A 20,282-nucleotide genomic window follows, 5' to 3' on the forward strand; every position below is an offset into this window, starting at 1 on the left:
AAATATTAGTAGGATTTTTCCATATAATTTATTGTAATCTCAAACATAATTTTGTTTTTTAACTAAAATTAAAGTTTATAATAACTTGAATGTTTCTCGTTATTAAGTGTGTAATTGATTCGAAGTAAACAAAGAAACACAGTCTGGTTATACGTGATGTAATTATCAATGATTGTAGTGAATTTTCATTATTTAACTTGCTTCAGAAAATATAAATAATCGTTAGTGAATTAATGTATTAAAAAAGAAGGCTGATAGTACATTTGTATGATGATAAAGGATACTTGATACTTATTGAGAAGGTATTCTAAAGCGGGGTTATATTATGAATTGTAAGAATTATTTTTCTGATATTCATTGAAAATTGGGAAAATATTCCATTTTATTCCAAACTTTTTATAAAAAAAGATAAATAATATAAAAATTAATATTATTTATCCTTTAAGCAAAAATCGGTTTGTAACTGCTATTTACCCAATTTTCTTCAAGAAACAGGTTTTAAGCACTAACCCTTTGATTTTATCCGAATTACATTCAACTTCATCTTCACGGTGAGTCAGACGAATGTTTTTGATTAATGTGCCGCGTTTCAGCGTCTTAGAAGTACCTTTGACTTTCAGATCTTTGATAACTTGAACGGTGTCACCATCATTTAATAGTGCACCGTTAGAATCTTTGACTTCGGTATCCATCGTATAGCGTCCTCATGTTGATTTTTAAATCAAAAAGAGATTATAGAGAGAAAAATGATTTTTTTAAAGGTTAGTCTAATTTTTGACATTGTAGCGGCTATTTTTCGATGTTTTTTCTTACTGGAGATTATCCGTGATGTAGAAAAGGCCGCAGATGCGGCCATAAGATGATGAAAAATAATATTTTTATTTTATTGCTCAATATTTGCTTCGATAAACCATAAAAATTTGTCGAGATCACGGGAAGCTGCGGTAAACATGTCTGCCGTATCTTCATCCTCTGCATCAACAATCGCCTGACGGATATCATTCGCAACAATGGCGTAGCGGTCTGCCAGTGCTTTTAAGTGATCCTGTACATCATGAATGCTCGTTGGGTAATTTGCCAGCAGGGTTCGGCTGTGAACCTCCTGAACCGTTCCTAGCGCGGTGCCACCCAATTGAACCGCACGTTCTGCGAATGTATCAAGGTGATCAGTGAGCGTAGTACGGAAACCATCAAGCATCTCATGGATGGCAATAAAGTTTCTGCCACGCATGTTCCAATGGGCTTGTTTAGTCATCATGGAGAGGTCGATAAAGTGGATCACCATATGATTCAGGGCAGTAATCGATCTCTGCTTTACATCTTCATTAACGTTGTTGCGGGTATAAATCAGGTGGGAAGTGTTGGGGCTGATTAATTTTGCTGTACTCATAATGATGTTCCCTTCATGCCGAATAATGAGTTATCTCATTGGATGAAATAAGATTAGTTGATAACTCTTCGGGAGTCATATTGCTTGTCTCTATTACATTGATAGTTGATATACCCTTCATATTTCAATAATAGAAAAACTGGAGAGTTTCGAAACTCTCCGGTTTTTATGGATAACTTCAGCTTGTTTCTGACTAATTGATTATTCTACTTTTTCTATTTTAGTCTTCCGTTTAATGGTTGAGGTAGAGCCTATTGAAGCGAAAATAATACAGAACAGGGCGATCCACTGAGTCATCGTCAAATGCTCATTCAGGAAGATAATTCCCGATAATGCTCCCAAGGCAGGCTCAAGGCTCATCAATGTCCCAAACGTTTTGGCAGGTAATCGGGTGAGGGCAATCATTTCCAGTGTATAGGGAAATGCGGTAGATAAAATGGCGATCCCTAGTGCAATAGGCAGCAACGAGGGATCGAACAGTAACTCAGGGCCAGTTTGTATCAATCCCACAGGGAAGAAAATCATGGCGGCAATCAATGACCCAATGGAAACCGTTGCAGCACCGTAGCCAGCACCAGCACGTTGCCCGAAAATAATGTAGAGTGCCCAGAAAACACCGGCTCCCAATGCATATAAGATTCCGATAGGATCAAGTGTGCTGACGCCATCCCCGACTGGTAACAGAAAACCTAATCCTGCAATGACCAAGGCGATCCAAAGGAAATCTAGCGGGCGTCGGGAAGAGAACATAGCAACAGCTAAAGGCCCCGTAAATTCAAGTGCAACAGCAACACCCAAAGGAATACGGGACAATGCCATGTAAAACAGATAATTCATTGCGCCCAATGAAATGCCATAGGCAAAAAGAGGAATAAGAGACTCTCGCTGGAATTTCAGACGCCAAGGTTTAAAAATCAGAAATAAAATAATCGTCCCCAACGCCAGTCTCAGGGCGGTGACACCAGGTGCACCAATGACATGAAACACTGTTTTGGCCAGTGAAGCACCCGCTTGAATTGATGTCATTGAAAGTAATAATAAAACGACAGGAAGCAGTGGAAAAGAAGCCGCCCGATGTTTGGAAAAAGACATTTACAGAAAACCTCGGTTACAACATGTTATTTAGGGCTGCCATCTTCGCAGCGAAACAGGTGCAACTCAACTGTATTATCAGTTGTGTAACGTATAATCAAAAAGTAATTATTGGAACTGGCAGAGGATTTTGTGGCACTACCCGGCGGTTTTGGCACGCTGGAGGAGTTCAGTGAGGTCTTTACTTGGAGCATGATTGGCTTGAACAATAAACCGTGTGGTACTCTCAATATTAATCATTTTTATGATCCACTGATTTTTATGATTGATAAAATGGCTGATGAGCATTTTTTGCAGGAAAGATACCGCAATATGGCACTTATTGAGCAATATCCGTGATCGTTTTGAATGTTATATTGCGCCTTTAGTAAGAAGCTACACTCAGTAATTTCAGTATTAAGGAGCTAAGTATGATAATAAGAGCGGCTTTCGTACAGGATATTGACGCTATTTTATCACTCTATAACGTTTTATTTAGCGAAATGGCTGAATTGCAGCCAGATAGGCTAAAAGGCTCGGAGCAGGATAGAGATTTAATTATTTCTTATATAGATAATAATAAATTTCATTTATTGGTTGCGGAAGATGATAATGGTGATATTAAAGGATTTTCCATTGCGCAGGAGCAAAATACGCCGCTGTTTAATTGTTTGATACCACGAACTTATGGTTATATTTTTGATTTGATCGTCAGTCAGGATGCCAGAAGCCAAGGAATTGGCCAGCGACTGTTGGCTGGAATGAAAAAATGGGCACAGGAAAATAATTATTCGCATCTGGAATTGACAGTTTTGTCGCAAAATGTTGAAGCCATTCGTTTTTATGAAAGAGAAGGATATAACGAAATCAATAAATTGATGGTAATTACTCTGTAATAAATCAATAGTCTATTTTACTATCAGAATAATATTCTGATAGTTGATATGTTTTTATTTCTACTGTTGTCATTTTTAACATTAATGTTTTTCAAGCACTTGCTAAAAAAATATTTTTATTCCAGAATCAGATGGCATCATAGGATAAATTTCACCATTATGTGATCTACTCATAACATAATCGTGTCATTAATACAGGGATGATATTGTTAAGGTTCTTCGCATATTAGCGTGAAGATTGTTACGATATGGATTCATTCATGAGATAACCCGCATATGAGCACTACCGAGAAAGCAGAGAAATAAGCCGCGGCAGCCATAGTTTTTCGGTTGTTGCGGTGTTCTCAAGAACCACATCGTTCTACGAGAGTACCGCCAAATCCTTCACTTGAGGAGATGGTCTCGTGCACTCAAAAGATTTTTCTTGGCGATATTCTCTTACCGCCACAATATTACTGTTATCACCATTCGATTTACTGGCATCACTGGGCATGGATATGTATCTGCCCGTAGTGCCTTTCATAGCCGATGTACTTGGTGCCGGAGCAGGGACGATCCAGCTAACGTTGACGGCATACCTGGTTCTGTTAGGAGCCGGTCAGCTTCTATTCGGCCCGCTGTCAGATCGGCTTGGTCGCCGTCCTGTTTTACTTAGTGGTGGGATTGCTTACATTGTGGCTTCATTCGGTCTCACCGTCGCTTCATCACCAGAAGTTTTTCTGAGCTTCCGGGTTATTCAAGCCTGCGGTGCTTCGGCATGTCTCGTAGCCACTTTCGCGACTATACGCGACATCTATTCGGGCCGTGAGGAAAGCAACATCATCTATGGCTTGCTCAGCTCTATGCTTGCTATGGTTCCGGCAGTAGGCCCACTGCTAGGAGTGTTGGTTGACACCTGGCTGGGGTGGCGCGCAATCTTTGGTTTGCTAGGAGGCGCAATGACAGTAGCTGTTATTGCCGCCTGGCAACTCTGGCCAGAGACCCGATGGCAACGGAAGTCAGACTTGCAGTGGTCACAGTTACTTCTTCCTGTAAAACGCCTGAATTTCTGGCTCTACACGCTCTGCTACAGCGCAGGAATGGGTAGCTTCTTCGTCTTTCTTTCGACTGCCCCCTGGTTAATGATGGGCCGACAAGGGTTATCGCAGCTTACCTTCAGCTTGTTATTTGCAACAGTGGCTATCGCTATGATGGTGACTTCGCGGATCGTGGGAAGTCTGGTTGTCCGGTGGGGAAGCCTGAACATGTTACGGGCGGGAATGTGCTGCCTGATGGCAGGAGCACTGTTGCTGGCTGTTGGAGAGACACTTATACCTAAATCGGTATTTGGCTTTATCGTCCCAATGTGGCTTGTCGGTGTGGGTATCGCTACTGCGGTTTCTGTGGCACCTAATGGTGCGCTTCGAGGTTTCGATCATATGGCCGGGACGGCTACAGCAGTTTACTTCTGCTTGGGGGGGCTACTGTTAGGGGGGAGCGGAACGCTTGCCATTACACTTTTATCCAGCGCTACTGCCTGGCCGATTATCGCTTATTGCCTAATCCTAGCAACAGCAGTGCTTTGTCTGTCCTGTTTTAATTCCAACAGACACCATATTAGCAGTGAAGAGCATGATGCCCTTATGCCAAGGGAAATGGGTAGTTCGCAGTCGGACAATAGAGGGCATGAACAACCGGATAAAAGTCACTAAGCGGATGGCTTACGGATACCGCGACTTGGCCAGCCAATGCTGGCCTGACGGGTTATTGTTCTTTGTTTTCTATGTATAGGGAAGTTCGATACTCTTTTAGGACTTCATCAATAACCCAACTGGTTCTTGCGGCGGCTTCCCCATTGGATGAACTGATATTATTGCGCTGTAATTGATGTATAACCGTTTGAATAAATGGCATCTGAATATGTTTGGGATTTTCAAAATGGAATTGGTGCAGCTGATTATTTTCGTCATAATATGAAATAGCTGCATCACCGAATGTCGCAAACGCTATTTTGCCTTTCGTGCCGATAATTTCTACCTTATCTTCACGGGTGCCAGCGGCAAAATTCCATATACCAACGCCTTGGATATGGTTTTCAAACATAAATGACATTGAGACACAATCTTCCGCCGGATAGGCTTTTGCCTGTGAATTGGCATGCCCTTTGACCGAAATGATTTTTCCCAACAGAAAATCTAATATATCAAGTGTATGGCAGGCTAAATCAACAAATAACCCACCACCGGATATTTCTGGTTTTACGAACCAGGGTAAATTATCAGGATCTTGGTAGCGAGATTCCATTTCTCTGAAGAGTTGGCAATTTACAATGCGCGGAGTACCAATGGCACCAGAATCAATTAATTCTTTTATCTTTAGGAATCTTGGTAGTGCCCTTCGATAATAAGCGACAAACAGTGGCACATTCTGAGATTGGCAGGCAGCGATCATTTCATTACATTCTTCAAAGGTCAGCGCCATGGGTTTTTCAACATACACTATTTTTCCGGCTTGTGCGGCCAATATAGTATATTCTTTGTGTGTCGAGGGCGGTGTCGCAATGTATATCGCATCAATTTCAGGATCATTAATCAGCGATTCGGCATCAGAATACCACTTTGAGACATTATGCCGTTTGGCAAATTCTTTTGCTAAATCTGCGTTGCGCCGCATAACTGCAATTAACTCTGAACCTTCCAGTTTATAAAAAGCAGGGCCACTTTTTACTTCTGTTACATCACCACAACCAATAATACCCCATCTGATCTTTTGCATTTTCTTTTTCCGGTATATCAAATTGTTGAGCCGCAAAATTCATCGAAAGTCTATAATAATTATTGGCCTTATTCTATGCTTTCTTAGCGGACAACTTAGGTCGTTTTATAAGAAAATTTTATTTATCTTTTTTATGTGAACGGGGTTTGTGTTTTGGTTTTTGAGATAGAGGTCGAGGTATTCTGGCGATACTTTTTTCTTGTTGTGGCATAATGCGCGACTATCGATTTTTTCCAAATTCCCTTTTATCCACTTTAAGAGCAAAAGTTGTGTTAAGTACAAACAACATCACCATGCAGTTTGGCAGTAAGCCACTATTTGAAAACATTTCTGCCAAATTCGGCAACGGCAATCGTTATGGTCTGATTGGCGCGAATGGGGCGGGTAAGTCTACTTTTATGAAAATCCTGGGTGGAGATTTAACGCCAACCGCCGGTAATGTCAGTCTTGATCCCAATGAGCGGTTGGGTAAGCTGCGTCAGGATCAGTTCGCTTTCGAAACCTACACGGTGCTGGATACGGTCATCATGGGGCACGCGGAACTGTGGGAAGTGAAACAGGAACGTGACCGCATTTATGCCTTGGCAGAAATGAGCGAAGAAGATGGCTATCGTGTGGCTGATCTGGAGGTCGCCTACGGTGAAATGGATGGCTATAGTGCAGAGGCACGTGCGGGAGAATTGCTGCTCGGTGTCGGTATCCCTGTGGATCAGCATTATGGTTTGATGAACGCGGTGGCACCGGGTTGGAAATTGCGTGTCTTGCTGGCACAGGCACTGTTTTCTAATCCTGATGTTCTGCTGCTCGATGAGCCAACCAACAACTTGGATATCAATACTATCCGCTGGCTGGAACAAGTGCTCAACGAACGCAACAGCACCATGATTATTATTTCCCATGACCGCCATTTCCTGAATATGGTCTGTACCCACATGGCAGATCTGGATTATGGCGCATTGCGTCTGTTCCCGGGGAACTATGATGAATACATGACTGCGGCGACGCAGGCTCGTGAACGTCAGTTGGCAGACAACGCCAAGAAAAAGGCACAGATTGCCGATTTACAGTCATTTGTTAGTCGTTTCAGTGCCAATGCGTCTAAGTCTAAGCAGGCAACGTCCCGTGCTCGCCAGATTGACAAAATCCAGTTAGAAGAAGTGAAAGCTTCCAGCCGTCAAAACCCATATATCCGCTTTGAGCAGGAGAAAAAACTGTTCCGTAATGCGCTAGAGTTGGAAGGTGTAACCAAGGGCTATGATAACGAACCACTGTTTAAGAACCTGAACCTGCTGATGGAAGTTGGCGAAAAAATGGCGGTTATTGGTGAAAACGGCATCGGTAAAACTACGCTGCTGAAAACGCTGGTAGGTGAAGCAGAGCCGAACAGCGGTACGATCAAATGGTCTGAAAATAATACGATTGGCTATTATGCGCAGGATCACGCTAGCGATTTTGACTGCGATCTGACGGTATTTGAATGGATGAGTCAGTGGAAACGCGAAGGAGACGATGAGCAGGCCGTGCGTGGTGCGCTGGGACGCTTGTTGTTTGGCCAGGATGACATCAAGAAGAAGGTCAAGGTACTGTCCGGTGGTGAACAAGGACGGATGTTGTTCGGTAAGCTGATGATGCACAAACCGAATATTCTGATTATGGATGAGCCAACCAACCATCTGGATATGGAATCCATCGAATCCCTTAACCTTGCGCTGGAACTCTACCAAGGTACGTTGATTTTCGTTTCCCATGACCGTGCATTTGTTAGTTCACTGGCAAGCCGTATTTTAGAAATTAAATCCGACAAAGTGGTTGATTTCAGAGGTACTTATGATGAGTACCTGAGAGGTCAGGGAATTGCTGAGTAAAGCCTTTTTTCTGCCCGCATGATCTTAAAAGAGAATATTATTTTTCAGTTTGAGGATTGAGGGCGGAATGGCTGAAGTGAATACAAGGATGTAATTCCCCGATAAAGTACCCTATCAGGTATCAACCAATAAGTAAGCGCCTCATATGAAGCGCTTTTTTATTTGCCATTATTGACGATTAATAAATACATGACGTTATAGATAAATCTGGCGCAAAATCTATAACATTAAAGCCAAAGCCTTTTGATATTTTCACTGTATCGGTGCCGGATAACCATTGAAATGAAACAGCAGGAGAAACACATGCTGTCATATTATGATGATGCCAAACGCGTGGTGTGTGCGCATGACCGCTACCAATAAATTTAACCTTATGTTTCTCACAAAGTTCCAGTACTGCTTTGGCATTGTTCAGCATGCAGCTATCTACAATTGGCGTACCAACCGGCATAGCATGATGATGCATAAATATGGCGATATTAAAATTGCTGTTTTTAATAATTTTTCTTTCTAATTCAGCAAGGTTATCTTGAGTTATAAAACCATAATCTTCTCCTTCAACGACAGTATTGACGGAAGTCATATACCAATTATCATTATTATATTCACGGGAGGTAATAATGTATTTTGGTTTTTCTTCCGCCAGTGTTATTTCAAAATTTTTATTGATATCATGATTGCCAAGTATAGAAATATAAGGTGTTTTTAGTGACTCCATTCTATTTAAAAAATATCTGTAGGCGTCAATATCACCGTCATTTGCAATATCACCGGATACGATAATTAACTCTATTCCAGTAAGATTCTGTATTCTTCGTATTTCCTCACAAACAAAATCAAAGTTATCATAAGGATTTACATCAAATAGTTTTTTATCTCTGTTTCTGGTCAGGTGTATGTCTGTCAAATTAACGACTTTCATTTTTTATTACCTCTGAGGAAAAATGGATTGTATGATATGCCCCAATCATATACATCAGCCGACTCTAATTTTTTTACCTTATCCGCTAAGATGATCCCTATAGGCAGAAGAATAATGGACATTACGACTTTGTAAGACCATGTTGTTGTGATTATTGTTATTAATTCATTGAAATTATATTTTGAAGAGAGGCTTATAGGATAAGCTGATAACAGAAGAGCTGCCTGAGTCGTCATTGAGGCAATGAGATACCTGATGAAAAAGAACCTGCCAAGAAAGACTTTTTTCAGGCTGGATATAACAAACCCGTTAATAAAGTAAGAAATGGGTACAGAAGTCCATGTTCCTACCATAACACGCCAAAATTCTCCGAATAATGACTTAAAGTTCATTGATATTTGATTGTTTTCGGGTTGCATATGTGACGCTACAAAGATAACCATGACAAAGATTGATTGGTATAACACCATGATCCAGACTGTTTTTACGCCTTGTCTGTATCCATAAACCTCCGTCTGAATCGTGGATATAAGAAAGTAGAACGAGAACAAAATTCCACTAAATGTAATTTTAAAATCATAAAAGTCTAGTGTTTTATATACAAGAACATCACAAGTTATCATTATTGTTACAGATAGAGAAATAAACAACGAATCATACTTAAACTTTGAATGAGTGGGGTAATTCTGAGTCATTTTATTACCTTTAAATTTGGAGATTTAGAGGGTTTTATTTTTTCAGCTTTTGAGATCTCGTCAGAAATTTTCCTTCCATCTTTTAATCCTGACATATAGGCTATTCTCACAAGGCTCGTTGGATCTATTTTTTCTACTATATTCTGTTCTATAAGCAGTTCTTTTCCATGAATTTGTCTGCGAGAATACGCATTCTGTATGATGAATGAAAGATCTCTCCTCTCCTCTATGATTTTGAATTTTTGTTTTTCTCTCATATCATATTCTTCGAACCTTGCTATAAATATGATATCTTCAGGATTGATATTGTATAATAAATCGCTGTCAAAAATATCTTCTGCTTTTGCTTTTATGCATGTATGGGTGCCTAGCTCTTTCAAGATATAAAATCCGTTTTCCTTTATGGGCTCGAATTTTTGTAAACTGTATATATAACGAGTTTCGAATATTTTTTTGAGAAAACTTATTATTTTACCCACAATTAAATCCTATTTTAAGTTTCTAATCGACCTAATCACAACTCCAATTATTGTATAATTCTGCGTTAAAACCGTTTTTCGTTCGTTCTCAATGCCTAATATTGAAAAGTAAATTCCACTTTCGCCGACAAAAACTTGTCTAAAACAAATGGGAGCATCTTTAATTTTTACGAGAACGACATCGCTGTCACAAACTGCCTCGGTTTTAGAAACTATTGCGATGGTGTTGCTGTCAAAATAGGGAAATAAAAGGTTATTTCCAAATTCTACGGCAAAAAGAGAGTCTTCATGATTATCCTGAATACTGAGCTTATATAAATTTTTGGTGATTATTTTGCCAGATACGTAACCATCCAATTCATCATACCTAACCAGAGGTACTGATGAGATAATTTCTTCATTTCCATTTGATTCAGATAATTTCCCGTCGGTAATTTCACCTACATTGACACCAAATACATCTGCAATTGATGAAACAGTAGCAATAGTGGGGTTTCCAACTCCACGTCTGAGGCTGTTGATAGTCGCAATTCCGAGACCTGTTAATCTGCTCAGAGTCTGTGAGTCTATGTTGTTCTTTTTCATCAAAAAATCAATATTTTTAGCGATGTTGGATAACAAGGCATCAGCTTCAGTTGATTTTTTACCATTCAGTTCTTGCATTATATAATCTCGTTGATATTATATTATCATTGATGGTGATTTATAATACTATGTTATCTATTAAGATTTTATAATACAAGACCAGGGAAATCTCACCATAGCTTGAATACGATTCTAAGGAAGGAATATAAAAGAAGGGAGTAATGTCTGTATGTGGTCATCACATGAGTAGACGGGTAAAGAAATTTGCTCTTCATCAGACAACGTTATTAAATCATCATCAATATTTTTATTCTCCTTAATCGGCGTTTTTTCAGGTAGGAGAGGCAGTGAGTATAGAATAGGGTTTGTTGTTAAAATTAGCTCTGGCAAACCTCACACTGAGGATCTTTAGACAGCCTGATCTCACGAAATTGCAGGGTTATGGCATCGAACAATAACACTTTGCCACGGCCGACTTTCCCGTATTGAGTCAGTAATTTAATCGCTTCCATTGCTTGCAGGGAGCCGATAATTCCCACCAGTGGCGCCATCACGCCCGCTTCAACACAGGTCAGGCTGTTTTCACCAAATAATCGGCTCAGGCAGCGATAACAGGGTTCATCCGGTTGATAAGTAAACACGGCCAGTTGCCCTTCCATGCGAATAGCAGCACCGGAAACTAAGGGAACTTTACGCCCGTAACACAGGCGGTTGAGTTGTTCGCGAATGGCAACGTTATCCGTACAATCCAGAATAAGATCATGTCGGCTAATCAATTCATCCAGTGATGGATCATCCAATAATCCTTCAATGGGATGTAGGGTGACGTGCGGGTTTATTTCCCGCAGTGTCTGGGCGGCTGAATGCACTTTGGGCATTCCGATGCGCTCATCGCGATGAAGGATTTGTCGTTGCAGGTTGGAGAGGGATACGGTATCAAAATCCAGCAGGGTGATTGTCCCAACGCCAGCCGAAGTAAGATACTGGGAGGCGGCACAGCCGAGACCGCCCACACCGACAATCAACACTTTGGCTGATTTTAATTTTTCCTGTCCGTCAAAATCGAAACCACGCAGGACAATCTGCCGATTGTAGCGCAGGATTTCTTCATCGGTGAGCTCGATAGCCATTATTTTCCCGTTAGTTATTGGTTTTTCAGTAAGTGGTTGAAAAATTCGATTTGCACTGTTTCGCCAGTCGTAATGTGTCCACGCTCTCGTTCCAGCACAATAAAGCAATTACCGAGGCTATATGAGCTGAAAATGTGGGAACCCTGATGCCCGGTGGTTTGTACTTCTAATTCGCCATGTTCATTAATGGATGCGGTGCCGCGTTGGAAATCCAACCTGCCTGGGGACTTTTTCAGTGGTGTGATGGCCTTAGCATTGAGGCGCATTGGCGGTTGCCATGCTGTAAAACCTGACAGACGGGCAATCAGCGGTTGTACCAGTTGATAAAAAGTCAGCACGGCTGAGACAGGATTTCCCGGTAAACCACAGAACCACGCGTTTTTCAATTTGCCAAACGCAAAAGGTTTGCCGGGCTTAATCGCCAGTTTCCAGAAATTGATTTTGCCAACTTCTTCCAGAATCTGTTTGGTGTAATCGGCTTCACCGACAGAAACACCGCCACTGCTAATCACTAAATCCGCCTGTTTATCGGCTTCGGCAAAGGCATCGCGCAATGCGTCAGGATCATCGGAGATCACTCCGAGATCGATTACCTCACAGTCGAGTTTTTCCAGCATCAGGCGCACAGCAAAACGGTTAGTGTCGTAAATTTGACCTGCCTGTAATGGTTCACCAATCGCCTGTAATTCGTCACCTGTAGAAAAAATGGCAACCTTCAATCTGCGAATAACCTCAACCTTTGCGATGCCCAGAGAGGCGATCATCGGCAACTGTGCTGTGGATAGTTTGGTTCCTTTTGCCAATACGACCGCATTCTGAGCGATATCTTCTCCAATGGTACGGATATTCTGCCCTTGTTGAGCGGGATAGGAGAATCGAATACCGGCTTCCGTAACTTCAGCCTGTTCCTGCATTATCACCGCATCGGCACCCGCGGGAATGGGAGCGCCAGTCATGATACGAATGCAACTGCCGGCAGGCCATTCTCCCTGAAACGGCGCACCAGCGAATGCCTTGCCTGCTATTGGCAAAGCCTGATTTCCGTTTAGATCGGCAAGACGAACAGCATAACCATCCATTGCTGAGTTATCGAAAGCGGGAACGTTGATTGGCGAAATAATATCTGTAGCGGTGATCCGGCCAGCGGACTGCGTCAGGCTGATAGCCTCTGTTTGAGTCAGGGCAACGGCTTGTGCCAATAGATTTTCCAGCGCTTGTTCGAGCGAGATTAAGCCTGAGGTATCACAATGATCCATAGAGAGCTCCCAATATGCCGCCGATGGCGGATAAACGTTTATTCCTGTGCTGGCCGCATTATGGCAAAGATCGCTTTGATGGGGAATTGTTGTCACATCAGAGAAAGAACGAAATGTTAAGAAAAGATGTGTATTATATTTATGATTTGTTATAACTGAATAATGTCAATTAAAACAATTAATCCCATTATTTTTTAATCACTATGAGAAATCAAATCATCACTTCTGACCGTCGTCATTATCAAGCTTTCCAAATTGCATTGAGTGGTTTTCTTGCTTTAGTTGTTGCAATGGGAATAGGGCGCTTCACTTTTACTCCACAAGTTCCGCTGATGATTGCTGAATCCCAATTTACACTGACGGGAGCGGGAATTGTTGCTGCATTTAATTACCTGGGTTATCTGGCGGGCTCTTATGATGCGATGCGAGCACAGCGATTCGTGGAGTACCGCCTGTGGAGCGGGCTGTGGGGGGCGGTGATTATCACTTTGCTTTCGGCACTGCTGGATGGGCCAATATTGCATAGTATTGCGCGTTTCTTTATTGGTTGGGCGAGTGGTTGGACGTTGGTATTGGTCGCTGCCTGGGCAAATGATGAACTGGCAAAACTGAATCGCCCGGGATTGAGTGCCGCTGTCTTTGCCGGAACCGGAATGGGAATTTTGATCAGTGGTGTGCTGGCTGTTGGTGTCCAGTCTTGGGAGATGGGCGCGGCCAAGGCTTGGGTAATTTATGGCATGTTGGCGTTGTTATGCAGTATCTATGTCAGCCATTATCTACCGCGTCGTGGTGAACTGCACCGACCACAGACTAAAATCCAAAAACTTATTCTAACGCCGGAAATCAAACGGTTGATATGGAGCTACAGCCTGGCTGGATTTGGTTATATCCTGCCCGCCACATTCCTTTCTCAAATGGCAACAGAGCGTTTTCCTGACAGCCTGTTTGCACAATTCGTCTGGCCGATATTTGGTGGCGCTTCTGTACTCGGCATTGTACTGGGAATTTTGTTGAGCCATGTATCGATTGCTCAAATCCGCTTGGCGATTACCTTGTGGCTTCAGGCGATTGGTATATTGATTGCAGAAGTGCTGCCGGGCATTGGAGGCCTTGTGATCGGGGCATTGCTGGTGGGTGGTGGGTTTATGTGTGTCGTGCAACTGGCTTTGTTGTATGGGCGTGAATTAGCGCCGAATCAGGCTCGTTATATGGCGGGGCTGCTGACCACGGGTTATGCGCTGGGGCAATTAGTCGGGCCCATGTTGTCAGCTATTTCGACGTGGTTGACGGGCAAACTGGAGCCTGCTTTGTATATCGCATTTATTGGCCTGGTCGTTGCGGGATTACTGGTATTCAGGCGCAATCAGATCCACAGTGAGTAATCCAAATGTGGCGCATTGATAACGTGCAGATAGAGTTGTACACAGATACAATGTAAACACATACCACGCGAGTGGATACCATGTCAGCAGGTGTTTTGTGAATCCGTATTGTATGAACCCGTATTGTATGTAAGGTGTTAGATTCACAGATATCTGCGTAAAATATGCGTCTCGATTCCCCGTCAAGTAACGGAAAGTATTATTCTTGGAGAAACTGATGTCATCCCTAAGTACAGAAGCTGCGCTGGTGCACTCAGCACTGGTCTCCCGTGGCCTTGAAACCCCATTGCGTGAACAAACTCTGGAACCAGAAGTGCGTAAGGTACTGATTCAGGAACACATGACAGAAATTATGAAACTGTTAAATCTCGACTTGAGTGATGACAGCCTGGCGGATACGCCGAGTCGTATTGCAAAAATGTATGTCGATGAAATATTTTCAGGGTTGGATTACAACAACTTTCCGAAAATCACCTTGATAGAAAATAAAATGAAAGTGGATGAGATGGTGACGGTGCGGGATATCACGCTGACCAGCACCTGTGAACACCATTTTGTCACTATCGATGGCAAAGCCACGGTTGCTTATATCCCTAAGGATAAGGTGATTGGCTTGTCAAAAATTAATCGGATCGTGCAGTTTTTTGCGCAGCGTCCACAGGTACAGGAGCGGCTGACACAGCAAATCCTGATTGCACTGCAAACGCTGCTCGGCACAAATAACGTTGCCATTTCCATTGATGCTGTTCATTACTGCGTGAAAGCCCGTGGCATCCGCGATGCGACCAGCACGACGACGACAACTTCTCTCGGCGGTTTGTTTAAATCTAGTCAGAATACACGACAGGAATTTCTGCGTGCCGTGCGTCACCTGCACTTATCATGATGAACTTTTATTGTCATGGAAAATAGTGAAGTAATGGGTCAGCGGATTGAGGCACTTGATAGTGTGCGTGGTTTCGCTATTCTGGGAATATTAATTTTGAATATTTTCAGTTTTGCCTTGCCATATGCCGCTTCTATGAATCTTTTTTATAAAGATTCGATCTCATTTTCTGATGTGATGACATGGTCTGTCCTGAGTCTTTTTACTCAGGGAAAATTTTTATTCATTTTAACCCTGTTATTTGGTGCTTCACTTGAATTACTGTGGCAGCGGGGGCGTGAATGGAATATTCCCAGACTGATTATTCTGGCTGTTATTGGCTTGTTGCACGGTATCTTGCTGTGGGATGGTGATATCTTACTGTTATATGGCGTTGCCGGTCTTTTGGCATGGCACTTTATCCATACTCGCCATAGATTGTTTGGTAAAGGAATTACTTTTTATCTGTTTGGTTTGATGATGTTTTATCTTCTGGGGTTGTTTCCAGTGGGAGAAAATAGTGCCTTCTGGCAGCCAACACCGCAGGATATTTTTCATGAAAGTCATTGGAAAACCCAGGGTGGGTTATTGGCTATCGAGCATCGTTTTCGTCAGGTAAGTGGCATGATGATAGTGGTTATCGTGCAATATGGCTGGCAAATGGTTGGAACGATGCTCTGTGGGGCAATGCTGCTGCGCAATGGCTGGCTGAAAGGGGAGTTTAGTCTCAGTCATTACCGCAGAGTGGCATTATGGCTACTTCCGTCGGGTATGGTTATTCAGGTTATTGCTCTGTCAATACAGTGTTTATATCCCTTCAGCTATTTTGCCTCATGGACTATTCGTCATACTATCTCCGAGCTGGCGACGCCTTTGCTGGCATTGGCCTATATCGCGTTGATTTATGGTTTTTGGCCAGTTATTTCCCATTGGCGAGTGAATTTCTGGTTACGGCAAGTTGGTAGAATGGCATTGACCAGTTACTTGCTGCAAACTTTGATTTGTACCACGATTTTTTATCGTTGGGGATTGTTTGATCGGTTTACCCGTTTGGAATTGCTGGTGTTTATCCCGTTTATTTGGGCTTTCAATATCTGGTTTGCTTGCTGGTGGTTAAAACGTTATCAGCAAGGGCCGATTGAAAAGCTCTGGCGGGGTTTAACAGGGAAACTGTCTGGCAGGGTTTAAGTGAAAAGGTTAGAGCCTATCCAATAGGCTCTTATTCTATTGCGACTTGCATTAACTGCGGTGCTTTTTCCCCGATTCCTGTAACTCTTCTGGCGATACGGCAGGATAGCCTTCAATACCTGTCGGGATAACAGTTTCGCTGGGAATCGGTGTTAACGGGCCTAAAAAGCGAGGTTCGCGTTTCAAAATATAGAGGTCAGCCAAGGCTCCGAGGCGTGCAAATACTTCCCTGAAACGTATGATCATCATATTTTTGGGGGAAGAGACGGCATAACATTGTGCGTCTATGCCCATATGCATGGCAATAAACAGGGCGCGTTCACAGTGGAAACGCTGAGTAATGATAGTAAAGTTGTTGGCATTAAAGACCTTACGAGTTCTGACAATGGAATCCAATGTTCTGAAACCAGCAAAATCCATGATAACTTTGGAAGCCGGAATTCCCGCTTTGATAAAATCTTTCTGCATTGTAATGGGTTCGTTATAACTGAGCTGGGCGTTATCTCCGCTCAGTAACAGGTAATTCACCTTTCCGCTGTTGTAGGCGTTAGCAGCCCCTTGAATACGGTAGAAATAGTACTGGTTATAGGCGCCGGATTTGTAATATTTGGACGTGCCGAGTACCATGCCGACTTCTCGTTCAGGAAGTTGTCTGAGGTCATCATAAATATAGGGGGCGGTTTTCCAGCTAATCCAGCGGTCAAGCATAATGACTGTTAGTATTAGGACAGCCATGATGAAAACCAACCCGGTAATCAGGCGTTTCCACATTATTTTTCTTTGCCTTGTACGTACTCATGATTCAATGTTTTAAAGGCTACTTTACTTGAAATATTGAAGCAAGCTTTCGTGCTGTAATAAAAGCCTGCCAACGGTGCTGGCAGGCTTATAGCTGATCTTGACAGGTCTTAGATCAGAATGAAGTGCGTTTATAGATGCGATACTCTGGTTTCCAGAAATTACGCTCAATGGCTTGTTCCAGCGCATCTTCTGACGTGACGGTAGCCATGCCTTGAATCTGGGCTTTTTTCGCCACTTCTTTAGCTATTTTGCGGGAAACGTCTTGAATATCATCAATCGGTGGCAGTAATGGACCTGAACCCGTCTGTGCCAACGGTGAACAATCCGCCAATGCGCGGCTGGCTACCATTAACATATCATCCGTAACACGTCTGGCACCGGAAGCAATGACGCCCAAACCGATGCCCGGGAAGATATAGGAGTTGTTGCACTGTGCGATTGGGTATTCTTGCCCATCATATTTCACAGGGGCAAATGGGCTGCCAGTCGCGACCAGCGCTTTGCCATCCGTCCAGTTAATGATGTCTTCAGGGCGCGCTTCCACACGTGATGTCGGGTTGGACAGTGGCATGACGATTGGACGCTCACAATGTTTGTGCATTTCACGGATAATCTCTTCCGTGAACAGACCCGATTGGCCGGAAACACCAATCAAAACGGTAGGTTTGGCATTGCGAACCACATCCATCAGTGAAAGGCTGTCATTGCTGACATCCCATGATTGCAGGACGCTGCTTTTCTGTACCAGTACACTCTGGAAGTCCAGTAGGTTTGGCTGTTTATCAGTCAGCAGCCCAAAGCGATCAACCATGAACACGCGGGCGCGGGCCTGTTCATCGCTCAATCCTTCAGATTTCATCTGAGCGACGATCTGTTCGGCAATACCACAACCGGCAGAACCTGCTCCGAGGAAGGTCACGGTTTGATCTTTCAACTGGCGGCCAGCGGCGCGGCTGGCGGCAATCAGGCTGCCGAGGGCAACGGCTGCCGTGCCTTGAATATCATCATTGAAACAGCAAAGATCATGACGATAGCGTGTCAACAGCGGCATGGCGTTGGTTTGGGCAAAATCTTCAAATTGCAGCAGCACGTTTGGCCAGCGGCGTTTCACAGCCTGGATAAATTCATCGACAAATTCATCATATTCTTTGCCCGTAATGCGTGGGTGACGCCAGCCCATATACAGTGGGTCATTCAGGCGCTGCGGGTTGTTTGTACCAACATCCAGTACAACTGGCAGGGTGTAAGCCGGGCTGATCCCACCACAAGAGGTATACAGCGAAAGTTTACCGATAGGTATACCCATGCCGCCAATGCCCTGATCTCCCAGACCAAGGATACGTTCACCATCGGTAACAACGATGACTTTTACATTCTGCTTGGTGGCATTTTGCAGCATGTCATCGATAGACGCTTTGTTTGGATAGGAAATAAACAGCCCACGGGCGCGGCGATAAATATCAGAGAAGTGTTCACATGCTTCACCCACCGTAGGGGTATAGATGATAGGCATCATTTCGCTGAGATGGGCATCAAGAAGCCGATAGAACAGGGTTTCGTTGGTGTCCTGAATATTTCTTAAATAAATGTGTTTGTCACCGTCACTTTTAAAATCGCAAAATTGACGGTAGGCACGCTCGGCTTGTTCTTCTATCGTTTCAACTATCTGAGGTAATAAACCATGTAAGTTGAAATTGCTGCGTTCTTCTTCAGTAAAGGCACTGCCTTTATTCAGAAGAGGAAATTCCAACAAGATAGGGCCAGCGTAGGGAATATAAAGAGGACGTTTACTTTCGTGTTCCAGTTCCATGATACTTACTCTTTGGACTAATCAATAACAAAATCAGCTATAGATCCTAAGAAGATAAAAAAAATAAGTACAGTAAATGTTACTTAATTATGTTTGTCATGAGCAAAAATGAGAGATAACTTACAGAATTAGCTAATTAAATGTTATGAGTTTTTTCGATTTTACCCCCTCCGAGCGATCCAGAGGGGAATTTTGCCATTTTGTTAAGTTATCTTTATTTCATGTTTGCCCGAATTTTTTGCTGAATTGTCGTTTTTTTGAGATGGGCAGTCAAAATCTATGGCATTCTATTTTGGTGCAACCGAGGGAAGTTAATGTGGATTCGGTTGCGTTTGATTGGGATAGATGGCTATTTTTTCCTTCCACTAATATTGCCCGTTTGATGGACTGACAATTGCCACCAGACATATTCATTAAGATCAGGGCTGCCTGTAAAGGTGGTAGGCTTGGGTTAAATGCGGCATTTTCCGCATAGCGGCCGGTATAAACCTGATCTTGTTCATCCAGCAGCGCGATACCAGCATGGGATTGGCTGTAAGGAGCATGGCTTTGGTTCGCCGCATCTAGTGCTGCCAGCACTAATTCGTCGCAGGTATCCAATTGGTAGCCGTGATTGACGGTATCCAGCAGTAATGGTGCGTCCAGCAAATCGTGTGGGCCGAAGGCTTCCGGCAGGTAGTCAGCCAGTGTCAATCGTGGGCGGTTGGGCAAACAGACTTCCAATTGTGTTCCACTGTTTAATTCATTCATGAACTGGCGGCAATGTCCACAAGGCGAATAATTGACGGTGATAGAAACCAGCTTTTTTTCACCGCGCAGCCAAGCATGGGTGATGGCTGATTGCTCGGCATGAACGGTTTGCTGCAAGGGGACTCCAGCAAATTCCATATTGGCACCAAAATAGAGGTTGCCACTTTCTCCCCGTGCGATTGCCCCGACGTAAAAATGCGAGATAGGTGTAATGGCACAGGCCGCTGCAAGTGGTAATAGAGCAAGTGCCAGCGCATGATCATCAAAACCGCAGATTTGCCTGATTGACTCAACCTGCTTTGCGGTCAGCATCGCTGGAAAATCGTCATTGCCGATATAGGGTAACAGGGCTTCTTGCAGTTTAGGGGTAATTTCTGACCAAATAGCGTGAAAACGAGCTTGCATAGAATGATCTCCAAATTAATTGGAGGTCATTCTAGGAT

20 protein-coding genes and 1 pseudogene are annotated in these 20,282 nt (G+C 43.1%); 8 read left to right on the forward strand and 13 right to left on the reverse strand.

The window, feature by feature from the left end:
* Positions 1-470 precede the first annotated feature (470 nt).
* The 3 genes from PSI22_RS02670 to rhtA all read right to left on the reverse strand — a co-directional run bounded on the left by PSI22_RS02670 (position 471) and on the right by rhtA (position 2,482).
* Positions 471-692, reverse strand: a complete 222-nt coding sequence (locus tag PSI22_RS02670; RefSeq protein WP_012987524.1) for an alkylphosphonate utilization protein — start codon at positions 690-692, stop codon at positions 471-473.
* Positions 693-883: 191 nt separating this feature from the next.
* A complete protein-coding gene (gene dps / locus PSI22_RS02675; protein ID WP_273578445.1) occupies positions 884-1,390 on the reverse strand; it encodes a DNA starvation/stationary phase protection protein Dps in 507 nt (168 codons plus the stop codon).
* 201 nt (positions 1,391-1,591) lie between these two features.
* Entirely contained in the window at positions 1,592-2,482 is an 891-nt protein-coding gene (gene rhtA, locus PSI22_RS02680; RefSeq protein WP_273578446.1) for a threonine/homoserine exporter RhtA, read from the reverse strand.
* A 108-nt stretch (positions 2,483-2,590) separates the two neighbouring features.
* Between rhtA and PSI22_RS02685 the strand changes: the two are divergent.
* The 4 genes and pseudogenes from PSI22_RS02685 to PSI22_RS21440 all read left to right on the forward strand — a co-directional run.
* Positions 2,591-2,870: pseudogene (locus PSI22_RS02685) on the forward strand (LOG family protein); the annotation flags it as partial.
* Between the two features lie 22 nt (positions 2,871-2,892).
* Entirely contained in the window at positions 2,893-3,357 is a 465-nt protein-coding gene (locus PSI22_RS02690; RefSeq protein ID WP_273578447.1) for a GNAT family N-acetyltransferase, read from the forward strand.
* A gap of 404 nt (positions 3,358-3,761) precedes the next feature.
* Positions 3,762-5,048, forward strand: coding sequence for a CmlA/FloR family chloramphenicol efflux MFS transporter (cml, locus tag PSI22_RS02695; RefSeq protein WP_273578448.1), 1,287 nt, complete (start codon positions 3,762-3,764; stop codon positions 5,046-5,048).
* Positions 5,023-5,127: a hypothetical protein gene (locus tag PSI22_RS21440; protein WP_370688985.1), complete on the forward strand. Its 105-nt coding sequence runs from the start codon at positions 5,023-5,025 to the stop codon at positions 5,125-5,127. The genes cml and PSI22_RS21440 overlap by 26 nt, the downstream gene beginning before the upstream one ends.
* Here PSI22_RS21440 and PSI22_RS02700 read toward each other — a convergent pair.
* Positions 5,101-6,111, reverse strand: coding sequence for a Gfo/Idh/MocA family protein (locus PSI22_RS02700; protein WP_273578449.1), 1,011 nt, complete (start codon positions 6,109-6,111; stop codon positions 5,101-5,103). The two genes, PSI22_RS21440 and PSI22_RS02700, sit on opposite strands and share 27 nt — an antisense overlap.
* 269 nt (positions 6,112-6,380) lie before the next feature.
* Between PSI22_RS02700 and PSI22_RS02705 the strand changes: the two genes are divergently transcribed.
* The gene (locus tag PSI22_RS02705) at positions 6,381-7,976 is read left to right on the forward strand and encodes an ABC-F family ATPase (protein ID WP_038188133.1); all 1,596 of its coding nucleotides are present in this window, start codon (positions 6,381-6,383) and stop codon (positions 7,974-7,976) included.
* Positions 7,977-8,154: 178 nt separating this feature from the next.
* Here the strand turns inward: PSI22_RS02705 and PSI22_RS02710 are convergent, their stop codons facing one another.
* The 6 genes from PSI22_RS02710 to moeA all read right to left on the reverse strand — a co-directional run bounded on the left by PSI22_RS02710 (position 8,155) and on the right by moeA (position 13,043).
* Positions 8,155-8,898, reverse strand: coding sequence for a metallophosphoesterase family protein (locus PSI22_RS02710; protein WP_273578450.1), 744 nt, complete (start codon positions 8,896-8,898; stop codon positions 8,155-8,157).
* Positions 8,895-9,593, reverse strand: a complete 699-nt coding sequence (locus tag PSI22_RS02715) for a VUT family protein (RefSeq protein WP_273578451.1) — start codon at positions 9,591-9,593, stop codon at positions 8,895-8,897. Before PSI22_RS02715 ends, PSI22_RS02710 begins: the two co-directional genes overlap by 4 nt.
* On the reverse strand, positions 9,590-10,072 hold the full coding sequence (locus tag PSI22_RS02720) for a hypothetical protein (RefSeq protein ID WP_273578452.1): 483 nt from the start codon (positions 10,070-10,072) through the stop codon (positions 9,590-9,592). The genes PSI22_RS02715 and PSI22_RS02720 overlap by 4 nt, the downstream gene beginning before the upstream one ends.
* A 9-nt stretch (positions 10,073-10,081) precedes the next feature.
* A complete protein-coding gene (locus tag PSI22_RS02725; protein WP_230580739.1) occupies positions 10,082-10,735 on the reverse strand; it encodes a helix-turn-helix domain-containing protein in 654 nt (217 codons plus the stop codon).
* Between the two features lie 299 nt (positions 10,736-11,034).
* A complete protein-coding gene (gene moeB, locus PSI22_RS02730; protein ID WP_273578453.1) occupies positions 11,035-11,787 on the reverse strand; it encodes a molybdopterin-synthase adenylyltransferase MoeB in 753 nt (250 codons plus the stop codon).
* Between the two features lie 14 nt (positions 11,788-11,801).
* A complete protein-coding gene (moeA, locus tag PSI22_RS02735) occupies positions 11,802-13,043 on the reverse strand; it encodes a molybdopterin molybdotransferase MoeA (protein ID WP_273578454.1) in 1,242 nt (413 codons plus the stop codon).
* A 203-nt stretch (positions 13,044-13,246) separates the two neighbouring features.
* On the opposite strand from moeA, the gene PSI22_RS02740 reads away from it, so the two are divergent.
* From PSI22_RS02740 to yeiB, 3 genes are all read left to right on the forward strand, one after another.
* Positions 13,247-14,425, forward strand: a complete 1,179-nt coding sequence (locus PSI22_RS02740; RefSeq protein WP_273578455.1) for a YbfB/YjiJ family MFS transporter — start codon at positions 13,247-13,249, stop codon at positions 14,423-14,425.
* A 217-nt stretch (positions 14,426-14,642) separates the two neighbouring features.
* Positions 14,643-15,311 (forward strand): GTP cyclohydrolase I FolE, encoded by a 669-nt coding sequence (gene folE, locus PSI22_RS02745; RefSeq protein WP_038203921.1) that lies wholly within the window; start codon positions 14,643-14,645, stop codon positions 15,309-15,311.
* 15 nt (positions 15,312-15,326) lie between these two features.
* The gene (gene yeiB, locus PSI22_RS02750; protein WP_273578456.1) at positions 15,327-16,478 is read left to right on the forward strand and encodes a DUF418 domain-containing protein YeiB; all 1,152 of its coding nucleotides are present in this window, start codon (positions 15,327-15,329) and stop codon (positions 16,476-16,478) included.
* A gap of 51 nt (positions 16,479-16,529) precedes the next feature.
* On the opposite strand, the gene sanA is transcribed toward yeiB, so the two are convergent.
* The 3 genes from sanA to cdd all read right to left on the reverse strand — a co-directional run bounded on the left by sanA (position 16,530) and on the right by cdd (position 20,244).
* The gene (sanA, locus tag PSI22_RS02755; RefSeq protein ID WP_273578457.1) at positions 16,530-17,249 is read right to left on the reverse strand and encodes an outer membrane permeability protein SanA; all 720 of its coding nucleotides are present in this window, start codon (positions 17,247-17,249) and stop codon (positions 16,530-16,532) included.
* Positions 17,250-17,391: 142 nt separating this feature from the next.
* Complete coding sequence (locus PSI22_RS02760) at positions 17,392-19,089, reverse strand: NAD-dependent malic enzyme (protein ID WP_273578458.1); 1,698 nt, start codon at positions 19,087-19,089, stop codon at positions 17,392-17,394.
* 270 nt (positions 19,090-19,359) lie between these two features.
* Entirely contained in the window at positions 19,360-20,244 is an 885-nt protein-coding gene (gene cdd, locus PSI22_RS02765) for a cytidine deaminase (protein ID WP_273578459.1), read from the reverse strand.
* Positions 20,245-20,282: the final 38 nt, after the last annotated feature.

The sequence above is a fragment of the Xenorhabdus aichiensis genome (assembly GCF_028598775.1).
Taxonomy (GTDB): Bacteria; Pseudomonadota; Gammaproteobacteria; order Enterobacterales; family Enterobacteriaceae; genus Xenorhabdus; species Xenorhabdus bovienii.